This is a genomic window from Nocardia sp. NPDC050408 (assembly GCF_044458905.1).
GTDB lineage: Bacteria > Actinomycetota > Actinomycetes > Mycobacteriales > Mycobacteriaceae > Nocardia.
Genome location: NZ_JBITIL010000014.1, coordinates 1 through 21,072, shown reverse-complemented (window position 1 = coordinate 21,072; position 21,072 = coordinate 1). Strand labels below are relative to the sequence as shown.

Annotated in this window: 19 protein-coding genes and 1 pseudogene; 15 read left to right on the top strand and 5 right to left on the bottom strand. The window is 66.2% G+C overall.

Features of this window, described 5'->3' with window-relative positions:
* Positions 1-112 precede the first annotated feature (112 nt).
* Entirely contained in the window at positions 113-901 is a 789-nt protein-coding gene (locus tag ACIBJI_RS30435) for a universal stress protein (RefSeq protein WP_364348387.1), read from the top strand.
* Here the strand turns inward: ACIBJI_RS30435 and ACIBJI_RS30430 are convergent.
* Positions 895-2,733 carry a long-chain fatty acid--CoA ligase gene (locus ACIBJI_RS30430; protein WP_364348390.1) on the bottom strand — a complete coding sequence of 613 codons (1,839 nt, stop codon included), beginning with the start codon at positions 2,731-2,733 and terminating at the stop codon, positions 895-897. The genes ACIBJI_RS30435 and ACIBJI_RS30430 overlap by 7 nt on opposite strands.
* 547 nt (positions 2,734-3,280) lie before the next feature.
* Between ACIBJI_RS30430 and ACIBJI_RS30425 the strand changes: the two genes are divergently transcribed.
* From ACIBJI_RS30425 to ACIBJI_RS30385, 9 genes are all read left to right on the top strand, one after another.
* A complete protein-coding gene (locus tag ACIBJI_RS30425) occupies positions 3,281-4,678 on the top strand; it encodes a wax ester/triacylglycerol synthase domain-containing protein (protein ID WP_396959075.1) in 1,398 nt (465 codons plus the stop codon).
* A 395-nt stretch (positions 4,679-5,073) separates the two neighbouring features.
* On the top strand, positions 5,074-6,195 hold the full coding sequence (locus ACIBJI_RS30420; protein ID WP_397086860.1) for a 4Fe-4S dicluster domain-containing protein: 1,122 nt from the start codon (positions 5,074-5,076) through the stop codon (positions 6,193-6,195).
* Positions 6,182-6,694: a cyclic nucleotide-binding domain-containing protein gene (locus ACIBJI_RS30415; RefSeq protein WP_364348400.1), complete on the top strand. Its 513-nt coding sequence runs from the start codon at positions 6,182-6,184 to the stop codon at positions 6,692-6,694. Before ACIBJI_RS30420 ends, ACIBJI_RS30415 begins: the two co-directional genes overlap by 14 nt.
* The gene (locus ACIBJI_RS30410) at positions 6,691-7,566 is read left to right on the top strand and encodes an FAD/NAD(P)-binding protein (protein ID WP_397086858.1); all 876 of its coding nucleotides are present in this window, start codon (positions 6,691-6,693) and stop codon (positions 7,564-7,566) included. The genes ACIBJI_RS30415 and ACIBJI_RS30410 overlap by 4 nt, the downstream gene beginning before the upstream one ends.
* Positions 7,566-8,354: an oxidoreductase gene (locus ACIBJI_RS30405; RefSeq protein WP_364348403.1), complete on the top strand. Its 789-nt coding sequence runs from the start codon at positions 7,566-7,568 to the stop codon at positions 8,352-8,354. Before ACIBJI_RS30410 ends, ACIBJI_RS30405 begins: the two co-directional genes overlap by 1 nt.
* On the top strand, positions 8,338-9,630 hold the full coding sequence (locus ACIBJI_RS30400) for a Ni/Fe hydrogenase subunit alpha (RefSeq protein WP_364348406.1): 1,293 nt from the start codon (positions 8,338-8,340) through the stop codon (positions 9,628-9,630). Before ACIBJI_RS30405 ends, ACIBJI_RS30400 begins: the two co-directional genes overlap by 17 nt.
* Positions 9,627-10,100 (top strand): hydrogenase maturation protease, encoded by a 474-nt coding sequence (locus ACIBJI_RS30395; RefSeq protein WP_364348409.1) that lies wholly within the window; start codon positions 9,627-9,629, stop codon positions 10,098-10,100. Before ACIBJI_RS30400 ends, ACIBJI_RS30395 begins: the two co-directional genes overlap by 4 nt.
* A gap of 260 nt (positions 10,101-10,360) precedes the next feature.
* A complete protein-coding gene (locus ACIBJI_RS30390; RefSeq protein ID WP_364348412.1) occupies positions 10,361-11,269 on the top strand; it encodes a universal stress protein in 909 nt (302 codons plus the stop codon).
* A 167-nt stretch (positions 11,270-11,436) separates the two neighbouring features.
* The gene (locus ACIBJI_RS30385) at positions 11,437-12,798 is read left to right on the top strand and encodes an Acg family FMN-binding oxidoreductase (protein WP_364348415.1); all 1,362 of its coding nucleotides are present in this window, start codon (positions 11,437-11,439) and stop codon (positions 12,796-12,798) included.
* A gap of 146 nt (positions 12,799-12,944) precedes the next feature.
* Here ACIBJI_RS30385 and ACIBJI_RS30380 read toward each other — a convergent pair whose 3' ends face one another.
* Both ACIBJI_RS30380 and ACIBJI_RS30375 read right to left on the bottom strand, forming a co-directional pair.
* Positions 12,945-13,739, bottom strand: a complete 795-nt coding sequence (locus tag ACIBJI_RS30380; RefSeq protein WP_364348418.1) for an ABC transporter permease subunit — start codon at positions 13,737-13,739, stop codon at positions 12,945-12,947.
* 6 nt (positions 13,740-13,745) lie between these two features.
* Entirely contained in the window at positions 13,746-14,627 is an 882-nt protein-coding gene (locus ACIBJI_RS30375; protein ID WP_364348421.1) for an ABC transporter ATP-binding protein, read from the bottom strand.
* A 286-nt stretch (positions 14,628-14,913) separates the two neighbouring features.
* Between ACIBJI_RS30375 and ACIBJI_RS30370 the strand changes: the two are divergent.
* Positions 14,914-15,610: pseudogene (locus ACIBJI_RS30370) on the top strand (erythromycin esterase family protein); the annotation flags it as partial.
* A 284-nt stretch (positions 15,611-15,894) separates the two neighbouring features.
* Here ACIBJI_RS30370 and ACIBJI_RS30365 read toward each other — a convergent pair.
* Both ACIBJI_RS30365 and ACIBJI_RS30360 read right to left on the bottom strand, forming a co-directional pair.
* Positions 15,895-16,788, bottom strand: a complete 894-nt coding sequence (locus ACIBJI_RS30365) for a universal stress protein (protein ID WP_397086854.1) — start codon at positions 16,786-16,788, stop codon at positions 15,895-15,897.
* Positions 16,785-17,390, bottom strand: a complete 606-nt coding sequence (locus ACIBJI_RS30360) for a hypothetical protein (RefSeq protein WP_397086852.1) — start codon at positions 17,388-17,390, stop codon at positions 16,785-16,787. The genes ACIBJI_RS30365 and ACIBJI_RS30360 overlap by 4 nt, the downstream gene beginning before the upstream one ends.
* 449 nt (positions 17,391-17,839) lie before the next feature.
* On the opposite strand from ACIBJI_RS30360, the gene ACIBJI_RS30355 reads away from it, so the two are divergent.
* From ACIBJI_RS30355 to ACIBJI_RS30340, 4 genes are all read left to right on the top strand, one after another.
* Positions 17,840-18,745, top strand: coding sequence for a universal stress protein (locus ACIBJI_RS30355; protein ID WP_364348430.1), 906 nt, complete (start codon positions 17,840-17,842; stop codon positions 18,743-18,745).
* Positions 18,746-18,777: 32 nt separating this feature from the next.
* Positions 18,778-18,960 (top strand): universal stress protein, encoded by a 183-nt coding sequence (locus ACIBJI_RS30350; RefSeq protein ID WP_396959058.1) that lies wholly within the window; start codon positions 18,778-18,780, stop codon positions 18,958-18,960.
* 239 nt (positions 18,961-19,199) lie between these two features.
* The gene (locus ACIBJI_RS30345; RefSeq protein ID WP_397086850.1) at positions 19,200-20,729 is read left to right on the top strand and encodes an AAA family ATPase; all 1,530 of its coding nucleotides are present in this window, start codon (positions 19,200-19,202) and stop codon (positions 20,727-20,729) included.
* A 32-nt stretch (positions 20,730-20,761) separates the two neighbouring features.
* Positions 20,762-21,072, top strand: a 311-nt coding sequence (locus tag ACIBJI_RS30340; RefSeq protein ID WP_397086848.1) for a response regulator transcription factor, incomplete at its 3' end; no start/stop codon positions are given.

The window sequence follows — 21,072 nt, the reverse complement described above, 5'->3', positions numbered from 1 at the left end:
CAGGAGCGGCCTTTGTGCTCTGCGGTTCGGGACCAACGCCAGGCGTGCCGGACCATCTCGGATTCCGAATCTTCGGGTAGCAGATTTTTCGGAATCCGAAGGGACACTGCCCATGACCGCCCAGCATTACGATGATCGACACCGACTGGCGTCGGCCGAAATTGTGGTCGGCATCGACGGCTCCGAAGCCGCCGATCTCGCCGTCCGAGGGGCCGCCGAGACGGCGTCGGGGCCGCGGCCTGCGGATCGTGCACGGCCTGGACTCGCTGCCGCCGAGGCCGTCTATGGGATCTATGACGTGATCATGCCCCCGGTGATCGATGCGATCCGCCGCGAAGGTGCAGACTTGGTCCGTACCGCGCGTCGGCTGGCTCACCAAGTGGATCCGACGCTGACCGTGGAAACCGAAGTCTCCGAAGCCAATCCGGCACGCCTGCTGATCGAGCTGTCCGAAACCGCGCATCTGGTCGCGATCGGCGCTCAGGGCGCAGGCGGCACCCTGAGCCATCTCGGGTCGACACTGCTCGCCGTCGCCAGCCATGGCCGCGGCCCGATCGTGGTGGTCCGTGACACCGGCACCGAACAACAGGCCCGGCGCATCGGCCCGGTTGTGCTCGGCGCCGACGCCAGACCGGTCAGCTCGGCTGCGGTGGCGGCCGCATTCGCCGAAGCCAGCGAGTGCAACGCCCAACTCGTCGCCGTGCATGCCTGGAGCGATCTGTATTACGACCGCTTCGCCGGACTCCCCTACACAATCACCGACCACGACGCCGAGACCGCCGGACAGGCGATCCTCGCCGAGCAGCTCGCGGGCTGGCAGGAGAAGTACCCGGACGTTCAGGTCATCCGCAAGGTGTACCTGTCGGGCCCGCGCCGGGCACTGCTCGATCGACTTCAGTGATAGAGGGTGTCGATGCTGTCGGCAAGGTTCTCGACGACTATCTTGCGGCGAAGTTTCATACTCGGTGTGAGATCACCAGCCTCCACGGACAGTTCGTGGTCGATGATGTCGAATTTCTTGACCTGTTCCCAGCGATCGAGTTGGGTGTTCAGTTGGTCGATATAGGCGGCGATGACGTCATGGGTCTTCTTGTGCCGAGCGATTTCGGCGAGCGGTCTGTCGGCTAGGTCGTGCTTGCCGGCCCATTCGGTGATGGCCTGGGCGTCGAGGCCGACCAATGCGACGCAATAGGGTCGTGTCTCTCCGTAGACGATGAATTCCGCTGCGTATGGACACATTCCCTTGAATGTGGCGGCAATCGCGGAGGGCGCGACGTATTTGCCTTGCGAGGTCTTGAACAAGTCTTTCTTGCGGTCGGTGATGTGCAGGAACCCGTCTGCGTCGATCTCGCCGATGTCGCCGGTGCGGAACCAGCCGTCCGCGTCGAAAGCTTCGTCGGTGGCGTCGGGGCGGTCGTGATAGCCGCTCATCACACCCGGGCTTTTGATCAGGATCTCACCGTCTTCGGCGATCTTGACCTCGGTGCCAGGGAACGGTTTGCCTACAGTTCCGAACCGGTATGCACCTGGGCGGTTGATGAACGAGGCGGCGGCGGTCTCGGTCAGGCCGTAGCCTTCGAGCACGATGATGCCGATCGCGTCGAACCATTGCGCGACATCACGGTCCAAGGGGGCCGATGCCGAAACGAAGTACCGCAGCCGACCACCGAAGTGTTCACGGACTTTGGAAAGCACCAGCCTGTCGGCAACTTTGTGCTGCAGTGAAACGAGAGGCGACGGTTTCTCGCCAGCCTGCCTGGCACGCGAGACCTTCAGGCCGACCCCGATCGCCCAGTCGAAGAGCTTCTTCTCGAGCCCGCGTTCTTCGGCCATCGTGCCCTCGATCCGGGCATGCGCCTTTTCGAAGATGCGCGGGGCGGCCGCCACGATAGTGGGGTGCAGTACCGCCATGTTGTCCACGATCTTGTCCACCCGGCCGTCGATCGCGGTGGGAAAGCCGATCAGTGGCGACAGCGCCAACATCACCTTGCCGAACGCGTGGGACAGCGGCAGCCACAGAAAGTTCAGATCGTCGGAGCTGAGAACGTTCACGGCGTCGATCGCTGCGGCGCTGTAGGTCCATGCCGAATGCGGCAGCCGAACCCCCTTCGGGGTGCCCGTCGTCCCGGAGGTGTACATGATGCTGCCCAGATGCGTGGGCCGGATCCCGCGGATGCGGTCGGCGACCGCGTCGGGGGATTCGGCGAGCAGTCCGCGTCCGCGCTTTTCGAGGTCGTCGAGAGTGATGACCCAGTTTCCGTCGCCCTCGCCATCGACGATCACTACCCGTTGCACGTCGGGCAGTTCGACGCGGTGTTCGATCAGTTTGTCGACCTGGGTCTGATCCTCGGCAATCACGATACGGCTGCCCGAGTTGGCGACGATGAACGCGACGCCGGTGGCGTTGGTCGTGGGGTACACGGTGGTGGTGGCCGCACCGGCGCACATCACGGCGAAGTCGGCGAGCACCCATTCATAGCGTGTGGACGATACGAGCGCGACCCGGTCTTCGGCCTGCATTCCCAGTGCGATCAATCCGGCGGCGAGGATATTGACGCGGTCGCCGAACTGCTTCCAGGACACGCTGGTCCAGCCCTTGCCGTCAGGAAATCGGAACGCCTCCGCGTCTGGAGTCGCGGTGATTCGGTCGACCAGCATCTGGGCGACCGAGGACGCCCGGTCCTCGATCTTGCTGAGATCGGAAAGTTCCTCGGATTCCCGGAGGAACGTCATCATTCGATTCTACCGAGTCCCAGGCCGAGGTCTGTCCAAAGCGGGACAGAAACCTGCAGACCCGCGTCGGCGGGCCCCGGGCCTGAGTGCATAGTCGCGCGTTGACCGAGGGGTACGGCGAAACTGCGTAACCCCGGACCATCGGTGGTTCCCGACCCGCCAGCGGCCCAGGGAGAGGACAAAGGGCCTCGACATAAAGGTCTTCGTGATCGGTTGTCTTCGGTCGGGACCGAGCAGGCTTATTGATACAGATACCGCCGAGCGCGCCGTCCTTGGGCCTGCGACATCGAGCGCATGCTGCTCGGCGTGGGACACGATATCCGGTGGTCGCCAAGTGTTTCTGCCTACATCGCGTTCAGCGTCGAGTTATCGGAACGGATGTGCGGCGATGCCTTGGCATCGCGTGCGGCGATCGACGGTTCTGGAAGACAAGATCCGCGCGACCGCCTCGGCGGAACCGACCCGGACCGTGGAGGTCTGGGGAAGCACAAGCGAAGCGGTACGGCGAAGACGAAGGCAGCAGGCTATGGGCCCCCGCGAATCCCACATGTCGCAATCGGACCTGTTCTCATGGAACATGGAGCGCGATCCGGTCCTGCGTTCGACCATCGTCGCGGTTCTGATCCTCGATACCGATCCGGACTGGGATCGCCTGGTGCAGACGATCGATCGCGGCACCCGCCTCGTGCCGAGGTTGCGGCATCGGCTGATCACCGTGCCGTTCGGTCTCGCTCCGCCCAGGTGGGCCCTCGATCCGGGCTTCGACCTGTCCTGGCACCTGCGACGGGTTGCGCTGCCTGAACCGGCGACTATGTCCGCGGTACTCGAATTCGCGCGCACCGAGGCGATGACCGCCTTCGATCCGGCTCGTCCACTGTGGCGCTCGACGTTGCTCAGCGGTTTGTCGGATGGGGGATGCGCGCTGGTGATGACAGTGCACCACAGCCTCACCGATGGTATCGGCGGCATTCAGATCGCCACCGCGCTACTCGATTTCGATCGTGCTGGCACCGATCGCGGCAATTCGCCCGAGCTGCCGCACGACAGTGACGGCGCACTGCGCGATATCGTGGCATGGAATTGGTCGGTCGGCTCAGATCTCCTTCGCGGCGGTATCAGCGCGACGCCACAAACCGCGTGGCGAGCTCTCACTCATCCCGCGCGGGCGCTACGCGACAGCGCCGCGTTCGCGACCTCGCTGGTCCGTCTGGCCAAGCCTGTTACCGCGACGCTGTCGCCAGTGATGATCGAACGCAGTCTCGGTCGCCGACTGGCGGTGCTCGATGCACCCGTCGAGCAAATACGCCGCGCCGCGCGTGCCGTGGGCTGCACGATGAACGATGCCTTCTTGACCGCTGTGGTCATCGGACTGCGCATGTATCACGAGCAGCACGGGGCGACGGTCGACCATCTGCGGCTGACCATGCCGATCAGTCTCCGAACGGCCGATGATCCACTCGGCGGCAACCGGATCACGCTCGCACGTTTCGCGTTGCCGGTCGACATCGCCGAGACCGCAGATTTGATGCGCGCCGTGGACGTCGCGGTCGACCGTTGGCGCCGCGAGCCGGCCATACCGCTATCAGGTGCTGTCGCGGCGGCGTTCAACCGGTTGCCGGTCGGAGTGGTCACCGAGATGCTCAAGCATGTCGACTTTGTCGCCTCCAACGTCCCCGGTTCCCCGGTGCCCCTCTATATCGCCGGTGCGCGCATAGACGCTATGTACGCTTTCGGCCCCACCATCGGCACGGCGGTCAACGTGACAATGACCTCGCATACCGGAACCTGCTACGTCGCGATCAACGCGGACACCGCCGCGATCCCCGACCTCGCGACCCTGACCGAATGCCTCGCCGCAGGCTTCGCTACCGTGCTCCGCCTCGGCGGCGAGTGCGCACCGCAAGCCGACGCCACTGCCGAAGCATCTCGATCGACACCGGTCTGATCCGGAGCGATCGAACCACGAGCGTATCGAGCAAGTGGACGGAATCTCCTGGGTACCGACGAAAGACTCTGGCAGCATGGGAAATCCGGGCCCAACGTGTGGCGGTGCGAGAGTTACCTGCCCACGGAGCAGCGACCCTCATCGGCCTGTGGGGCATCGCCCACCAAGGTGGGGTCGACCTGTCCGCGGCCCTGCTGGTTGCCGTCAGCCCGCCTGAGGGTGGGACCCTCTTGCCCCTCAGGCAGCAGCCCGTTGACCGAGGGAACGTCGCGAGCGCAGCGGCCGTCACGCTCGGGGCATCGGTCGCCGTGAGTGGTGACCTTCGGCCCTCGTCGCACAGGTATCCGCTCACAAGACTCGACATCGTACGAATACTGCGATCGGCAGGGGGCCTCATGAAGCCTGGCGACACCATAGTGATCGACCGCGCCGGCCTGGACCGCCTCGTAGAAGTCCTGCGCGAGGCGGAGTATCGCGTCATCGGTCCGCAGGAGCGCGACGGTGCGATCGTGCTGGACGACCTCACGTCCGGAGCGCAACTGCCCGCCGGGTGGAGCGTGGATACCTCGCCCGGACGGTATCGGCTGCGTCGCCGCGATGATGCGGCTGTCTTCGCGCATTCGGCCGGGCCCGGCTCGTGGAAGCAGTTCCTGCATCCGCCACACCGCAAGGTGTGGGAGATGGGACCTGACCTGATCGAGCAACGCGCCGAAGACTCCGCGCAACGGTTTGCGTTTCTCGGTGTGCGTGGGTGTGATCTCGCCGCGATCGCGATCCTGGGCCGCGTACTCGGCGGTGGGACATATCCCGACACCGGATACACCGGTCGCAACGCGGGCCTGTTCGTGGTCGCGGTGAACTGCACCGAGCCGGGAGGCGTGTGCTTCTGTGTCTCGATGGGCACAGGGCCCGGCGTCTCCAAAGGATATGACCTCGCGCTCACCGAAACGATCGACGACGCCGGGCATCGCTTCCTGGTCGATGTCGGCAGCGAGACCGGAGCGGATGTGCTCGCGTACCTCGCCACGCGTCCCGCCGAAACCACTGACCTCACCACTGCCCGGACGGCGGTCGACGCTGCGGCCGGACGGATGGGACGGTCGATGCCGGACGCCGACCTGCCTACTGTGCTTCGCGAATCCCACGAGTCGCCGCAGTGGCAGGACGTGGCATCTCGGTGCCTCACATGTGGCAACTGCACGATGGTGTGCCCTACCTGTTTCTGCACCTCCGCCGAGGACGTCACCGATCTGACCGGCGACCACGCCGAACGCTGGGAACGCTGGGTGTCCTGCTTCGAACTGGATTACTCCCACCAGCACGGCGGCAGTGTCCGGCAGTCCGGCGAGAGCCGGTACCGGCAGTGGCTCACCCACAAGCTCGGCACCTGGCACGACCAGTTCGGCAGTTCCGGCTGCGTCGGCTGCGGACGCTGCATCGCTTGGTGCCCGGCCGGGATCGATATCACCGCCGAAATGACCGCGCTCGCCGAAGGGGGTGCCAGTGACCGCAGTTGACGAACTATCGCAGTTCGCTCAGCTGGCGTCACTGACCGACGCGGAACTCGCCGTACTCGCCGACGCCGGTCGCGACGTCAGCTTCCCGGCCGGGCGGCAGCTGATCACCGAGGGGCAATCGGCCGACCGGTGCTGGCTGATCCGCGACGGCCTGGTCAGGCTCGACGCGCACGTCCCGGGCCGCGGCGATATCGTCGTCCAAACGCTGGGCAGCGGAGACCTGCTGGGCTGGTCGTGGCTGATGCCGCCATACCGCTGGCATTTCGGTGCACACACGATCGAACCGGTACTCGCGATCGAATTCGATTCCGCTCGACTAACCGAGCTCGCCGACCTGGACCCGGTATTCGGCCGTGCCCTGAACCGCATGCTGCTCGAAGTGGTGCTGGAACGCCTGCAGGCCACCCGGGCACGGCTGCTCGATCTGTACCGAAATCCTGGCGACACCTCCACACCCTCACCGCTGAGCGGCATCGGCGACCGAGGAAACAGTCGATGAGCCGCCCCGGCGCGACGACGAGCGCCACCATCGCACGGGGTACACCGGCACCGGGCGACACCATGCTGCCCTACCGGGTCGTCGGCCGAATCCCACACAACCGCGACACCGTGACCCTCATGCTCGAACCGGTTCACCAGGCAGCGCAACGGTTTCGGGCCGGGCAGTTCATGATGCTCTACAGCTTCGGGGTCGGCGAGATCGCCATATCGATCAGCGGCAACCCGGCCGCCGACGACGACGTCCTCGAACACACGATCCGCGCCGTCGGCGCGATCAGCCGCGCGTTACACGACACGATGGTTGGTGGGTTGATCGGCGTGCGCGGGCCGTTCGGCAGCGGCTGGGACCCCGAATCCGCACGCGGGCGCGATCTTGTGATCGTCGGCGGCGGCGTCGGACTGGCGCCGCTGCGGCCGGTCGTACTCACTGCGCTCGCGGCTCGCGACCACTACCGGCGGATGGTGCTGATCACCGGTGCCCGGACCCCGACCGACATCCTGTTCCGAAACGACCAACAGCAGTGGGCCGCGAGCGATGACGTCGAATTACAGCAAACTGTCGATCATCCGGCAGCGGGCTGGACCGGCACGGTCGGCTTCGTCACCGAACCATTGACCAGGCTCACGCTGGATACCGGTCGCACAACAGCGTTCCTGTGCGGTCCGGAACCGATGATGCGATTCTGTGCGCAAACCTTGCTGCGCAAGGGAATCGCCGCAACCGACATCCGGATCGCGCTCGAACGCAACATGCAGTGCGGCGTCGCCCGCTGCGGGCACTGCCAACTCGGACCGCTGCTGCTGTGCCGCGATGGCCCGGTCGTCGACTACGCGACAGCCCAACCGCTGCTATCGATTCGGGAGCTGTGATGAACACTTCCCAGACGAAGACCCCGACCTTGGCGGTGTGGAAGTTCACCTCCTGCGACGGCTGCCAGCTGACCCTGCTCGACTGCGAGGACGAGCTGCTGAGCCTGGCCGGACGCCTGCACATCGCACATTTCACCGAGGCGACCAGCACGGTCGAACCCGGACCTTACGACGTGTCGCTGGTCGAAGGATCGGTCACCACGCCGGAGGAACAGCGCCGCATCATCGAGATCCGGGCGCAGTCACGGATTCTCGTCACCATCGGTGCCTGCGCAACGCACGGCGGCATCCAAGCACTGCGCAACTTCGCCGACGTCACCGAGTTCACCTCCGTGGTGTATGCCAGCCCACAATACATTTCGACGCTGGCCACCTCGACACCGATCTCGGCACACGTGCCGGTGGATTTCGAGTTGCGCGGCTGCCCGATCGACCGTCGCCAACTGCTGGACACGCTGTGCGCCTTCCTCGCCGGGCGCAAACCTGACCTGCCGAACACCAGCGTCTGCACCGAGTGCAAGCGCCGCGGTACCACATGTGTGACCGTCGCACACGGCATTCCGTGTCTGGGCCCGGTCACCCACGCCGGGTGCGGTGCGCTGTGCCCGGCCTTTCATCGCGGCTGCTACGGCTGCTTCGGCCCGATGGCGTCTCCGAATATCCGTGCGCTGCTACCGATTCTGAGTGTCAATGGCATGTCCACCGACGATATCGACCGAGTGTTTCACACTGTCGCGGCGGCCGCCCCGGCCTTCGCGGACAGGAGATCCGATGAGTCATCGCACTAGGCAGTTGCGAGTCAGTTCGCTTGCGCGAGTGGAGGGCGAAGGCGCGCTGCGGATCATCGTCGCCGACGGTGCCGTCGAACGGGCCGAACTGAACATCTACGAGCCGCCCCGCTTCTTCGAGGCGTTCCTGCGCGGCCGCGCCTACACCGAACCACCCGACATCACCTCCCGCATCTGCGGCATCTGCCCCGTCGCCTACCAGACCAGCGCCTGCAACGCACTCGAGCAGCTGTGCGGCGCCGAACTCGACCCACCCCTGGCGCGGCTGCGCCGCCTATTGTACTGCGGAGAGTGGATCTCCAGCCATTCCTTACACATCTACCTGCTGCACCTACCCGATATCCTCGGCTACCCCGACGCCATTACCCTCGCCGCCGATCATCGTGAGCTCGTCGAACGGGGCCTGGCGGTGAAGAAGGCCGGCAACGCCGTGCTCGAACTGATCGGCGGACGGTCCATCCATCCGATCAACGTGCGGGTCGGCGGCTTCTACTCGGTTCCATCCCCTATCGATTTCGCGCCACTAGCCGAACAGCTGCGCCGCGCCCTCGATGACGCCGTGCATACCGCCCGCTACGCTGGCGGCCTGGAATTTCCGGACGTCGAGCTGAACTACGACCTGCTCGCCGCCTCCGACCCGCACCGGTATGCGATCGAATCCGGAGATATCCACAGCAGTACCGGGCTCACCTTCTCCGCTGCCGAATTCCCCGACCACGTCGCCGAAGCTCAGGTTCCGCACTCCACCGCCCTGCATGCGACCCTCGACGGCCGCCGCTACCTCACCGGACCGTTGGCCCGGTACACACTCAACTCCACCCGGTTGTCGCCGCTAGCCCGTCAGGTTGCCACCGAGATCGGACTGGGCGGTGAATGCCGAAACCCCTTCCGCAGCATCCTGGTTCGCGCCGTCGAGGTCGTCTATGCCATCGAGGAGGCGCTACGGCTGATCGAAGACTACGAAACACCCCCGAGCGCATTCGTTCCCGTCGCCCCTCGGGCGGCTACCGGCCACGGAGTGAGTGAAGCACCACGGGGTCTGTTGTATCACCGCTACGACGTCGACGGTGAGGGCATCATCCGCTCCGCCGACATCGTTCCACCCACCTCGCAGAACCAGGCCGCCATCGAAGACGACCTGCGTCGCGTCGTCACAGACCACCTCGACCTCGACGACGCGGCGCTCACCGCACTGTGCGAACGCACCATCCGCAACTACGACCCATGCATCTCGTGCTCGGCGCACTTCCTCGCACTCGATGTGGTGCGCCGGTGACCGGGCCGCAGGCCGTCGTTATCGGCGTCGGGAACGAGTTCCGTCGCGACGATGGGATCGGCCCGGCCGTGGCCCGAGACATCGAAGCGCTGGACCTGCCCGGTGTTCTCGTCGCCTTTTGCGACGGCGAACCGACCGGACTGCTCGATGCCTGGGACGGCGCCGAGCTCGCCGTCGTCGTGGACGCCGTCGAGTGTGAACCGTCCACTCCGGGCCGCGCCTGGTGTACAACTGTCGAGGCCCTGCGTGAACTCACCACGGCCACCAGCTCCCACGCCCTCGGCATCCCCGACGCGGTGCCTCTCGGCCGCGCGCTCGGCCGCCTCCCCCACGAGCTTGTCGTCATCGCCGTGGAAGCAGCGACCCTCGACCTCGGTGTCGGCCTGTCCGGCCCCGTCGCGGCAGCGCGCCCACGGGTGGTTCAGGCGACCTTGACCGAGCTGGCGCGCGCCGGGATCGCAACCGGATAGTCCTCAGCCGCGGGAGGCCCGGTGCAGCAAACCGAACCCTTCCCCGCTTCTTGCGACCGTCATGAATCGATGACCGGCGCCCCGTGTTCCAGTGCCCATGGAGACCTGAGTCCCGCGGCTGGACCACACAACCGTCACATGCTCTTGGTCATCGCGACCGATGACGTTCGGCACCTCACAGCCGAGTCGGTCGGGCGAGATGCTTTGTTCGACAGTCCGATACACACCGACGCGAACATCGCGATCTAGGGGGCAGCGGAATGAGACATGATGCGGATCGGCACCAGTTGGCCTCGGCTGCAGTGGTGGTGGGGACCGATGGGTCCGCGACTGCCGATGCCGCCGTCCGATGGGCGGCCGAAACGGCGGCTCGGAAGGGGCGGCACCTGCTGATCGTGCACGGCCTCGACCTCGCGGTTACTCGCGCGGTCCTCGGAAGCCACCTCACCAGGATGTCCTCGGTCATCGAGGCGATGCGCGGCCATGGCGATCACATCCTCGCCGAGGCCCGTGCTCTTGCGTGCGATATCGCTCCCGATCGCAGCGTGGCCACCGAACTCTACGAAGCAAACCCGGCGAAGTCGCTGATCGCGCTCTCGGAAAGCGCGCACCTCGTTGTCCTCGGCGCCACTAGGAGCGTCAGCTCGCTCGCGCACCTCGGATCGACGTTGCTCGCGGTGGCCGGGCACGGCCACGGCGCGATCGTGGTCGTGCGGGGCACCAGAGAACCGCCTCATCGCGGCGGGCCGGTCGTGGTGGGCGCGGACGGCAGCTCGGTCGGGGAAGCCGCCCTTGGCGCGGCATTCGCCGAGGCGTCCGAGCGCAATGCCGAACTCGTCACCGTGCACACTTGGAGCGACCTGACTTTGGGCGAGTATGCCGGAAATTCATATCTCGAAATCCCCATCGTCGACCTCGAGATCGCCGAACACGCACTGCTAGCCGAGCGTCTCGCAGGTTGGCAGGAGAAATACCCTGACGTCACCGTAACCCGCAAGGTCTCCGTTACCGGGCCACGCGAACAGTTGGCGTACTGGTCGAAGTCCGCACAGTTGCTCGTCGTCGGCAGCCGCGGCCGCGGCGGATTCCGCGGTCTACTCCTCGGCTCGACCAGCAGCTGGCTCGTGCAGCATGCGGACTGTCCGGTCATGGTCGTGCACCCGAACTAGTTTCACACTCCAACACCAGCAAAGGTCATGATTCCGCGGTCGGGGTGACGGCGACGGTCGATCCGGCCCGACCGACCAACGGCATCCATTCGGGGGCCTTCGGCACTGTGCGACTGCGGCCGCCGTGGCCGAAGCTGAGTCATACGCCCGGGCAGAGGAGTCATCCTGTGTCCACGGTTGTGACGGTCACCCTGAATCCGACCGTGGACGTCGCCTTCGAGGGGGACCGGCTGATCAGCGAGGGCGGGAACCGCGCGCGGCGATGCTCGGTGAGCCGCGGCGGAGGTGGGATCAATGTCGCCCGATGTGTGGGCAGGCTGGGCGGTTCGGCGGTCGCATTACATACCGCCGGGCGGGAGGTCGGCGCGCGGCTGGATCGGTTACTCGACGAAGAAGGGCTCGACCACCGGCGTATCGAGGTCGGCTCCGACACCCGGGACGCCAATGTTCCGGCCGGTGACGATGTGCCCTCGAGAACGGGCGCAAATCCCATATCGAACGATATGGCGACGGACGACACTCGCGGTATGACCGATAGCAACCCCTCTTCAGTCCCGTCCGCGCCGGACCATCCGACCGTGTTGGCGGCCATGCGGCTGGCCAGCCGGGCGCCGTCGGTGCACAACACCCAGCCGTGGCGCTGGGAGTTCGACGGCACTCGGCTGCATCTGCGCCGCGACAACGACCGGCTGCTGAGCGCGGCGGACCCGCTCGGCAGGCAGTTGGTGATCAGCTGCGGTGCGATGCTGCACCATGTGCGCACCGCGTTCGCCGCGCAGGGTTGGCACACCGACACCACACGCCTGCCTGATCCGGAGCAACCCGATTACCTCGCGGTCATCGACTTCCGCGGGTGGCCCGACCCACCGGACAGTGTGCTCGCTCGCGCTCGCGCCATCGATCGGCGGCACACCGACCGGTTGCCGATGCTGCCGCCGAGAGACTGGCCGCAGTTGGTGCACACCGCGCGCATGCTGGTGACATTCCATGATCTGGAGCTGTCCGTCCTCGACGACAGCGTCCGCTCCCGACTCGCGGCGGCATCTGAGCAGGCCACCGCGATGCGTCGATACGATATGGAGTACCAGTCCGAATTGCGTTGGTGGGTTGGACATTCCAGCGGTCCGGAGGGCATTCCGCGCAACGCGCTGGTCTCCGATGCCGAATCCGCCCGCGTCAGTGTAGGACGCAAATACCCGTCCGCGCCGCATTCGGCCCGCCGCGACACGCTGGAGGACCAGTCGCGACTGCTGATGCTCAGCTCGATCACCGATTCCCAAATCGACTGGCTGTACACCGGCGAGGCGCTGTCCGCCCTACTACTCGAGTGCACCGCCGCCAAATTGGCGACCTGCGCACTGACCCATATCACCGAATTACCCACCGGCCGAAAGGCCCTCGCGAGCCTGCTCCCCCATCCAGGCGTGCCGCAAGTCGTGATCCGCATCGGCACAGCGCCCGACGACGAGGCCGAGACCCCGCCGACGCCGCGACGCCCCCTCGCTGACATCCTCACCATGCGCCACTGAGCCGCACCGCCCGCTCACCGATATCCTCACGACGTAACACCAGTAGGCCGAGACAACACCTGCCGCACGCGGCTGTGGCTGCGGCCCCCCAGCCGCAGCCCGTCCCAAATCAAACCTGCAGGCCCGAATTCCGCCACGGCGATGGATCACACTCCCGCGATGTCGCGGCGGTCGAAGACCGGCAGGGCGGCCACCAGAGCCACCGCACCCGCCAGCACCAGCCAGCCATATGCCGCAGGCAGCCCAGCACCGAGTGGCCCGCCCTCGATCGCCTGATGGAACGGCGACGCCGGTCCCCATGGCCGCACGGCCTCGACCAGTTTGCTCGCGACGTAGAGCACATACGCGCCGACCGCGAACACCGCCGTGACGGCAAGTGCCACAGACCGTTTACCGGTGGCAGCGCCGACAGCCACTGCGAGCCAGCCGAATTCGATGCCGAGCAGCACCATCGACAATGCTCCGGTCAGCGCGGCGCCGATTGCGATGTCCAAGCCGAAGATCGCCGAACACACCACGATCGCACCGAACAGCACAGCGCCCAGCGTGAACACGGCGGTCGCGAGCACGGCCGCCTGTTCGAGCGCCAAGCGCACGGGCGAGACCCTGGTCACCAAGAGCACCTCGAGTGTGCCGAGTTCCTCTTCGCCCGCGATCGCCCGCGCGCCACGGCCGATCGCGAAGACCAGGAATAGGATCGGCAGCAACATACTGAACAGTTCCGCGTTCAGGAAGCCGGTCCCGGTGCCGAAGGTGTCCAGATTGAACAGCTTGCGCAGCGGCTCGGGATAGTTCTGCAGAAACTCGCGCATGCCGGCCATATCCGAGATCGACGGCCACAACGCGCTTTCCATCAGCACGAGCGCGACGATCCCGATGCTCCAGCCGAGCAGCCCGCGCCGCTGATCACGCAGACTCTTCTGATAGACGTTGCGCAGCATGGTCTTTCACTCCTGTCCATAGTAGGCGAGGAAGACCTCTTCGAGATCCGGTTCATGGCTGACAATGTCGACCACGTCGTAGGGTGCGACGGCTTTGAGCAGTTCGGCGGTCGAACCGTCCACGTCGACGTGCACGGCGACGGCGCTTTGCTCGACCCGCCGCACGCCATCGATTCGGCGCAGTACGCCCAAGTCCGGGGGCTCGCCGGCGAAGGTGAGGTCGATGCGGTGGCGTGCCTGATTGGTCAGCTCGGCCACCGAGTGCTCGGCGATCACTCGTCCCTCCCGCAGGATGGCGACGGTGTCGGCGACGGCCTGCACCTCCGAGAGCACATGGGAGGACAGGAAGACCGTGCGTCCGGCGTCGCGGGCTTCGCGCACCATCGCGAGAAATTCGCGCTGTACCAAGGGATCCAACCCCTGCGTCGGCTCATCGAGCACCAGCACATCCGGCTCGGACATGAACGCCTGCACGATGCCGACCTTCTGCCGGTTGCCATGCGACATCGCGCCGATGCGGTCCGTCGGGTCCAGGTCAAGCCGCTTGACCAGCGCCTCACGCACCGCGGGATCGACGTCGCCGCGCAGGTTTGCTAGGTACTCGAGGTACTGCTGTGCGGTCAGATCGTGGTAGGCGACGAATTGCCCGGGCAGGTACCCGAGGCAGCGCTGGGCGGCCTCGCGTTCTCGGACCGTGTCCGCTCCCTGTACCCATGCAGTACCGCGAGTGGGGCGCATGAGTCCGACAAGGATCCGAATCGTGGTCGTCTTGCCCGCGCCGTTGGGTCCCAGGTAGCCGAAAACGACCCCGGCCGGGATCTGCAGCGTCACGTCGACCAGCGCGGGTTTGCGGCCGTAGTATTTCGTCAGCCCATCCATCCGAATCATCGGGGGCACCTTCCTTCGCGCAGGCGGCGAGACGCCGGTTATCTCGACTATCCGCTGGCATAGGCCCCTGCCCCAGAGCCCGAGGACCCGCTCACCGAGGACGTTCGTCCCCGCTCGCTACACGGCGCACGGCCACAGCCGTCACCTTGTGCTCCGGGGAACCGATCGGTCCATCGGTCTGCGCCAAGATCAGTTCGTTGACCGGGTCCTGCGGAAAGCGGACGGCGGTAAACGCCTGTCCCGGCGCGACCTCTCAACCTTCGGCCCTTGGATGGTGGCCGCGCGCCGGCGCGAGGCCACCTATCGCGCCGATCGAGACTCGATCGAGGTGGCCGGGCGGACGGTGATCCTGGGTGGACAACGGATTGGCCAACGGCGCGAGCATGTTCGCGGCCATCGAGGCGACCTGGGTGGGCGAGCCGAAGCGGATCGTTGTCGCGGTCCCGCCGCACCGGAGTCGACCTGCCGGGAACTCGGTGCCTCGATCGACGAAATGGTCTGCGCGACAATGCCTTCGCCGTTCCGCGCGGTCGGCGAATGGTTCTGGGACTTCACCCAGGTCACCGACGAGCAGGTGCGTACTCTGCTCGGCTTCTCGACCACCGGCGTCGCGCTCGTCGACACCGCGGCGACCATCGGCGCCGCCGCCATCGACGCACCCGACGGCCTCCCACACACTCGGGTGCTCGAGGAACTCATCGGCAAGGCCCGGTTCGTGCTGATCGGCGAAAGTTCGCAGGGCACACACGAGTTCTACCGGGCCCGCCCGGCGATCACCCGCTGGCTGACCGAGAAGAAGGGCTTCACCGCGGTCGCCGCCGAGGCGGACTGGCCCGATACATACCCGGGTGAACCAGTACGTGCACGGGCGCGGCAACGACACCAGCACCGAATAGGCGCTGCGCGGATTCGAACGATTCCCGACCTTGGTGTGGCGCAACACCGAGGCCCGCGAATTCGCCAACTGGCTGCGCGCGCACAACGCCGGTCACGGGCACGATCCCCGGAGATGTACCCGTCGGGTCTGTGACGAGCGACCGGTGCAGCATGTTCGCGATGAACGTGCCTAGTCGACGGCGGCAGATCTGCGGCCCGGCGATCTGCGCGACTGGGCCGCCATTCTCGCCTGGACCACCTTGATCGCCTCGTCACTCGGGCTGCCACACGCGACGGCCACCCCTGAGCCGCCGCGCACAGGCCCAAAGCAGTCTTACCCAGCCCGAGTCCGCGTATAGACCCCCAAACTGCTGCAAGCGGCAGGTGACCGTCACCCCTTGCGTACCACGATCATCGGGCAATCGACTGTATGTAGCAGGGCGTTGCTGGTGGAGCCGAGGACCATGCTTGCGAATCCGCCGCGGCCGTGGCTTCCGACGACTAGCAGTTGGGCATTTGCCGACTCTTCGAGCAGCGCTCGAACCGGCCTGTCCAGCTTCAGGATGCGTAGCACGGACACGTCCGGGTACCGGTCGCGATAGGCGCCCATATTCTCGGCCAGCAGCTCTTGCTCGGACTCACGCGCGGCCTCCCAGCCGGAATGCGGCAGATCGATGCCGCTGGCATCGCTCCAGGTATGTAGCGCCGTCAGTCCGACCTTGCGGCGCGATGCCTCCTCGAACGCGAGCTCGATGGCGGGCACGCTATTGGATGACCCGTCGACACCGACCAGGACGGGTTTACTCGCCGACACCGGATCGATGGCCGAATTCCCGTGGATAACGGCGACCGGGCAATGCGCGTGGTGGGTGACCGCAGTGCTGACCGAGCCGAGAAGTCCGCGGTGGAGCGCGCCGATCCCGCGGCTGCCGACTACCAGCATCCTGGCCTGCGCCGAGTGCAGGCTCAGGGTCGAGATGATCGATGCGAAGATCACCTCGGTGGCCAAGTCCAGCTCCTCGCCTGGGGCGGCCTGGTGTGCCACGCGGGTCGCTTCGGTGAGGATCCGCTCACCGTCGCGGCGCAACCAGTCGATGTCCGCCTCGTTCAAGGTCCGGTCGGGGCCGAAGTCGGGGACCGCCACCGAGGTGAGAAGGCGCAGCGGGCAGTGGTGCAGCGCGGCATCGACCGCCGCCCAGGCGACCGCCTGATATGAACTGGCCGAGCCGTCGACCGCCACAATTATCTCCGGCACTGTGGAATTGCCCATGGTCGTTCCCTTCATTGCCTGTCCTCTGTTATCGGGCGGTTGAGATTTCGCCATTGCTGGTCCCACTGCATCCGACGGCGACGCTCGAGCAGCCATACGGTGCCCTGTAGCAGCAGCCATGCGACCACCCAGGTGCCGCTCAGCACCACGACACCGACGCCGATGCCGGTCATCGCGGCGACATTGGACGGCTGTGGTGGGCCCGTCGGAGCGCCCTCGGGTCCCAGCCACACCGTCACGTGATCACCGATCGCGGCACTGCCACGCACCCGCACCGTCGCGGTACCGGGTCGGCCATCCCGGAGCCACTGCACCCGTGCCTCGAGCAGATGTGAAGACATCAGCTGGGGTTCCTCCGTGATCACCGCGCTGACAGCGGACTTCGCCGCGTTCTCGGTACGGATCCGAGCGGCGGCGCCGGTATAGGCCGTCGTCCCAAGCGTTCCGGCAACCGGAATCGCGACGAGCACCGCGACGACGACTATGATCCGCAGCACGGCCTCGATCCGATCCAACGGCCGCAGCAGGGGATTCGGACGCCACGGTCGCAACCACCACACCCGCAGCAGCGGTGACCACGCGCCACTGACGGGGAACACCGAGTCCTCCGACAACACCAGTCACCTTCTTCCGGTGGCATTTGTCCTGACTCGAGCATCGCGCGTTGGCGCGTACGCGAGCAGAGAAGAAGGTCATCGCTCCCCAGGGTCCACCGACCTCGCTTTCTCGGCCGCCTGGTAGGCCGAAATCGCGGTCGGCAAGGTCGGGTACAGATGGTCCACGCCGATCTTCGCGGTCAGTCCGGCCGCATCCAGATCGTCGCGCAGATCTGTTGCGGGGCGAGCGATCGGGCAGCAGTTTCAGCATTGCGCGGGGCGAGGGCGGGGGCATGGTGTTGAGCTGGTCGGCGCCCCTACCCTGAGCGCCCCTGCGCTGCTTGCCGTCCACGATGGCATGAATTGTCTTTAGGCCCTGTGGTTGGGGACCAACGACAGCCGTGCCCGGCCAGTACGGATTCCTAATGTATGGGTAACCGGATCATCGGAAGTGAAGGGACACCGCGCTCATGGCCACCCCGAACAACGATGATCCGCACCGACTGACCTCGGCCGAAGTAGTCGTCGGCGTCGACGGTTCCGAAGCCTCCGACCTCGCCGTCCGCTGGGCCGCCGAAACGGCCTCACGCCGGCAACGCCGACTACGCATCGTGCACGGCCTCGATCTCTCCTCGATCAGGGCGGCGTTCAGTGCGCTACCCGGTGTGCTCGGGAAGATCCGCGGACGCGGCCAAGACTACGTGCTGATGGCCCAGCGCCTGGCCCATCGGGTCGACTCCACCCTGGCCGTGGAAACCGAAGTCTCCCAGGCAAATCCGGCCCAGCTGTTGATCCACCGATCCGAAGCCGCGCATCTTGTCGCGATCGGCGCGGCGGGCACCGCTGGTACGCTCACCCACCTCGGCTCCACCCTGCTCGCGGTGACCAACCACGGCCACGGCACCATCGTGGTACTCCGCGACACCGGTACCGAACAGCAGACCCGCGACGCCGGTCCCGTCGTCGTCGGCGTGGACGGGAGCCCGGTCAGCGAGGCCGCGATCGCGGTCGCGTTCGCCGAGGCGGACGAGCGTGAAAGCCAACTCGTCGCGGTCCATGCCTGCGGTGAGCTGTACCTCGACATCTTCACCCCATTCCCCAGCATCCGCTCCGACCGCGACATCGAGACCGCGGGACAGGCGCTCCTTGCCGGACAGCTGACGACGTGGCACGCGAAATATCCGGACATCCATGTCATCCGGAAGGTGTACCTATCCGGGCCTCGCCGACCGCTGCTCGACTGGTCGAAGTCCGCTCAACTTCTCGTGGTCGGCGGCCGGGGCCGGGGCGGATTCCGCGGGCTGCTGCTCGGCTCAACCAGCAACGCACTGGTGCAGACCGCGCAGTGCCCGGTCATGGTCGTCCACCCGGAGTAAGCCCCGCTCCGACAGGAAGGTAGCGACATCACATGTCTGCCAACGCCATCAACCCTCCCGTCATGGTCGGCATCGACGGCTCCGAAACCGCCGCCGCGGCCACCCGATGGGCCGCCGTCGACGCTGTCCACCACCGCGCACCTCTGCACATCGTGTACGGCATCGCCGCCCCGGTCGACTTCGGACCGAACATCGCTTTCCGTGAGATCCACTAGGACATGTATCGGCAACAAGGTGCGGCCGCCGTCGCCGCGTCGAGTGAGTTCGCCACGGTGGCCGCCACACCGGTCGGTGACCTCGACATCACCACCTAGGTGGTCGAGGACCCACCGATCCCCGGCCTGATCGACCGCTCCAGCCGATGCCGCCGCTGTCGCGGCTCTGCACGCTGGGAGGCCCGATCAGGACGGCCTCTTCCGAAAAACCAGTGAGCACACCGAAAGGGGTTTGCGCCATGCCCGGATTCGCCGCACCCGCCGAGCTACGGGAAACCCATACCGGACTGGTTGTTCTGTACGGGGACCGGGCCTACAAGGTAAAGAAGGCCGTCCGCACCGACTTCCTCGATTTCAGCACGCCGCAACTGCGCGAGCACGCCTGTGTCAGGGAACTCGAATTGAATCGCCGCCTGGCTCCGGACGTATATCTCGGCCTGGCCCATCTCAGCGACCCCAGTGGCTCCCCCGCCGAGCCGCTGCTGGTCATGCGCCGCATGCCCGAAGACGGCCGTTTGTCCAACATCCTGGCCGACCAGGCTAAGAGCACAGCGGAGCTGTCGGCGCTGGCACAGATGCTGGCAAGCTTCCACGACAGGGCCCGTCGCGGACCGGAGATCGACGCGGAGGGCACCGCGGACGCACTGCGCCATCGGTGGCAGGTGCTGCTGGGCAGTCTTGCCGAACAGCGGGCAGACGTCGCCGATCCGGATCTCCTCGACCGGATCGACCGGCTCGCGATGCGCTACATCGACGGCCGAGAACCGTTGCTGAACAATAGGATCGCCGACGGGCACATCGTGGACGGGCACGGCGACCTGCAGGCCGAGGACATCTTCGAACTGGCCGACGGCTTCCGCATCCTGGATTGCCTGGACTTCGACGACCGGCTGCGTTACGTCGACCGCCTCGACGACCTCGCGTTCCTGGCCATGGATTTGGAGTTCCGCGGGCATACCGAACTGGGCGAGCGGCTGCTCGACGACTACCAGCGGATCACTGAGGATCCGGCGCCCGCCTCGTTGCGTGACCACTACGTTGCCTACCGGGCGCTCGTGCGAGCGAAGGTGGACGTCATCCGCTTCGGCCAGGGCGAGTCCACGGCCCGCGATCGTATGCACCGGCACCTGTGGCTCGCACTGCGCCATCTCGAGCGGGCCGCGGTTCGCCTGGTGCTGGTCGGCGGATCGCCCGGCACCGGGAAATCGACCGTTGCCGTGGAGCTTTCTGCGAGCACGGGAGCGGTCCTGCTCTCCAGTGATCATGTGCGCAAGCAGTTGCGTGGTACCGGTGAGGTCACCGGCTCGATCGGAACCTTCGGCGCCGGAACGTATTCCGCTGCAGGTAAAGCTCGTGTCTACACCGAACTACGGAGCAGAGCCCGAAAGCTGCTGGCCCTCGGCCGCTCAGTGATCCTGGACGCCAGCTGGATCGACGCCGACGAGCGGCAGCGTACCGCCACACTCGCGGCCGAGGCGAACGCCGACCTGCTGCAACTGCGGTGCCAATGCCCGCCCTCGGTGGCGGAGCGCCGCATCCGTCTGCGCGGCGACGGCGATTCCGACGCGACCACCCAGATCGCCGCCGACATGTCGGCCATCGCAGCGGTCTGGCCTCAGGCGCTACCCGTGGACACCAGTCTGATGCTTGCCGACACCACCGCCGTAGCACTTTGCGCGTGGCACAACATTATTCACACTGAAAGGCAAGGGGCTTCGGTCACCAATCAAGGGTCGAACTCCGACCCGCGATCACGAACACCGCCCTAGGCTGAGTGAATGCTGCATAGAGACACAGCGAAATGACCAGGGTGTTTCTAGTGGACGACCACCATATCGTGCGTCGCGGTGTGGCCGACCTGATCAGTGCCGAGCCCGATCTCGAAGTCGTCGGCGAGGCCGGGAGCGTATCCCACGCGATGGCGCGCATCCCGGCCCTGCGTCCCGACGTCGTGGTCCTCGACGTGCGCCTGCCCGATGGCAACGGCATCGAACTATGCCGTGAACTGCTGAACCAGCATCCCGAGTTCCGCTGCCTGATCCTCACCTCGTTCACCGACGAACAGGCCATGCTCGACGCCATCCTGGCCGGGGCCAGCGGCTACGTGGTCAA

Coding starts and splice junctions, on each gene's coding strand:
- ACIBJI_RS30435 (WP_364348387.1), top strand. CDS start 113: ATGACCGCCCAGCATTACGATGATCGACACCGACTGGCGTCGGCCGAA.
- ACIBJI_RS30430 (WP_364348390.1), bottom strand. CDS start 2,733: ATGACGTTCCTCCGGGAATCCGAGGAACTTTCCGATCTCAGCAAGATC.
- ACIBJI_RS30425 (WP_396959075.1), top strand. CDS start 3,281: ATGTCGCAATCGGACCTGTTCTCATGGAACATGGAGCGCGATCCGGTC.
- ACIBJI_RS30420 (WP_397086860.1), top strand. CDS start 5,074: ATGAAGCCTGGCGACACCATAGTGATCGACCGCGCCGGCCTGGACCGC.
- ACIBJI_RS30410 (WP_397086858.1), top strand. CDS start 6,691: ATGAGCCGCCCCGGCGCGACGACGAGCGCCACCATCGCACGGGGTACA.
- ACIBJI_RS30405 (WP_364348403.1), top strand. CDS start 7,566: ATGAACACTTCCCAGACGAAGACCCCGACCTTGGCGGTGTGGAAGTTC.
- ACIBJI_RS30400 (WP_364348406.1), top strand. CDS start 8,338: ATGAGTCATCGCACTAGGCAGTTGCGAGTCAGTTCGCTTGCGCGAGTG.
- ACIBJI_RS30390 (WP_364348412.1), top strand. CDS start 10,361: ATGAGACATGATGCGGATCGGCACCAGTTGGCCTCGGCTGCAGTGGTG.
- ACIBJI_RS30380 (WP_364348418.1), bottom strand. CDS start 13,739: ATGCTGCGCAACGTCTATCAGAAGAGTCTGCGTGATCAGCGGCGCGGG.
- ACIBJI_RS30375 (WP_364348421.1), bottom strand. CDS start 14,627: ATGATTCGGATGGATGGGCTGACGAAATACTACGGCCGCAAACCCGCG.
- ACIBJI_RS30365 (WP_397086854.1), bottom strand. CDS start 16,788: ATGAAGGGAACGACCATGGGCAATTCCACAGTGCCGGAGATAATTGTG.
- ACIBJI_RS30355 (WP_364348430.1), top strand. CDS start 17,840: ATGGCCACCCCGAACAACGATGATCCGCACCGACTGACCTCGGCCGAA.
- ACIBJI_RS30350 (WP_396959058.1), top strand. CDS start 18,778: ATGTCTGCCAACGCCATCAACCCTCCCGTCATGGTCGGCATCGACGGC.
- ACIBJI_RS30345 (WP_397086850.1), top strand. CDS start 19,200: ATGCCCGGATTCGCCGCACCCGCCGAGCTACGGGAAACCCATACCGGA.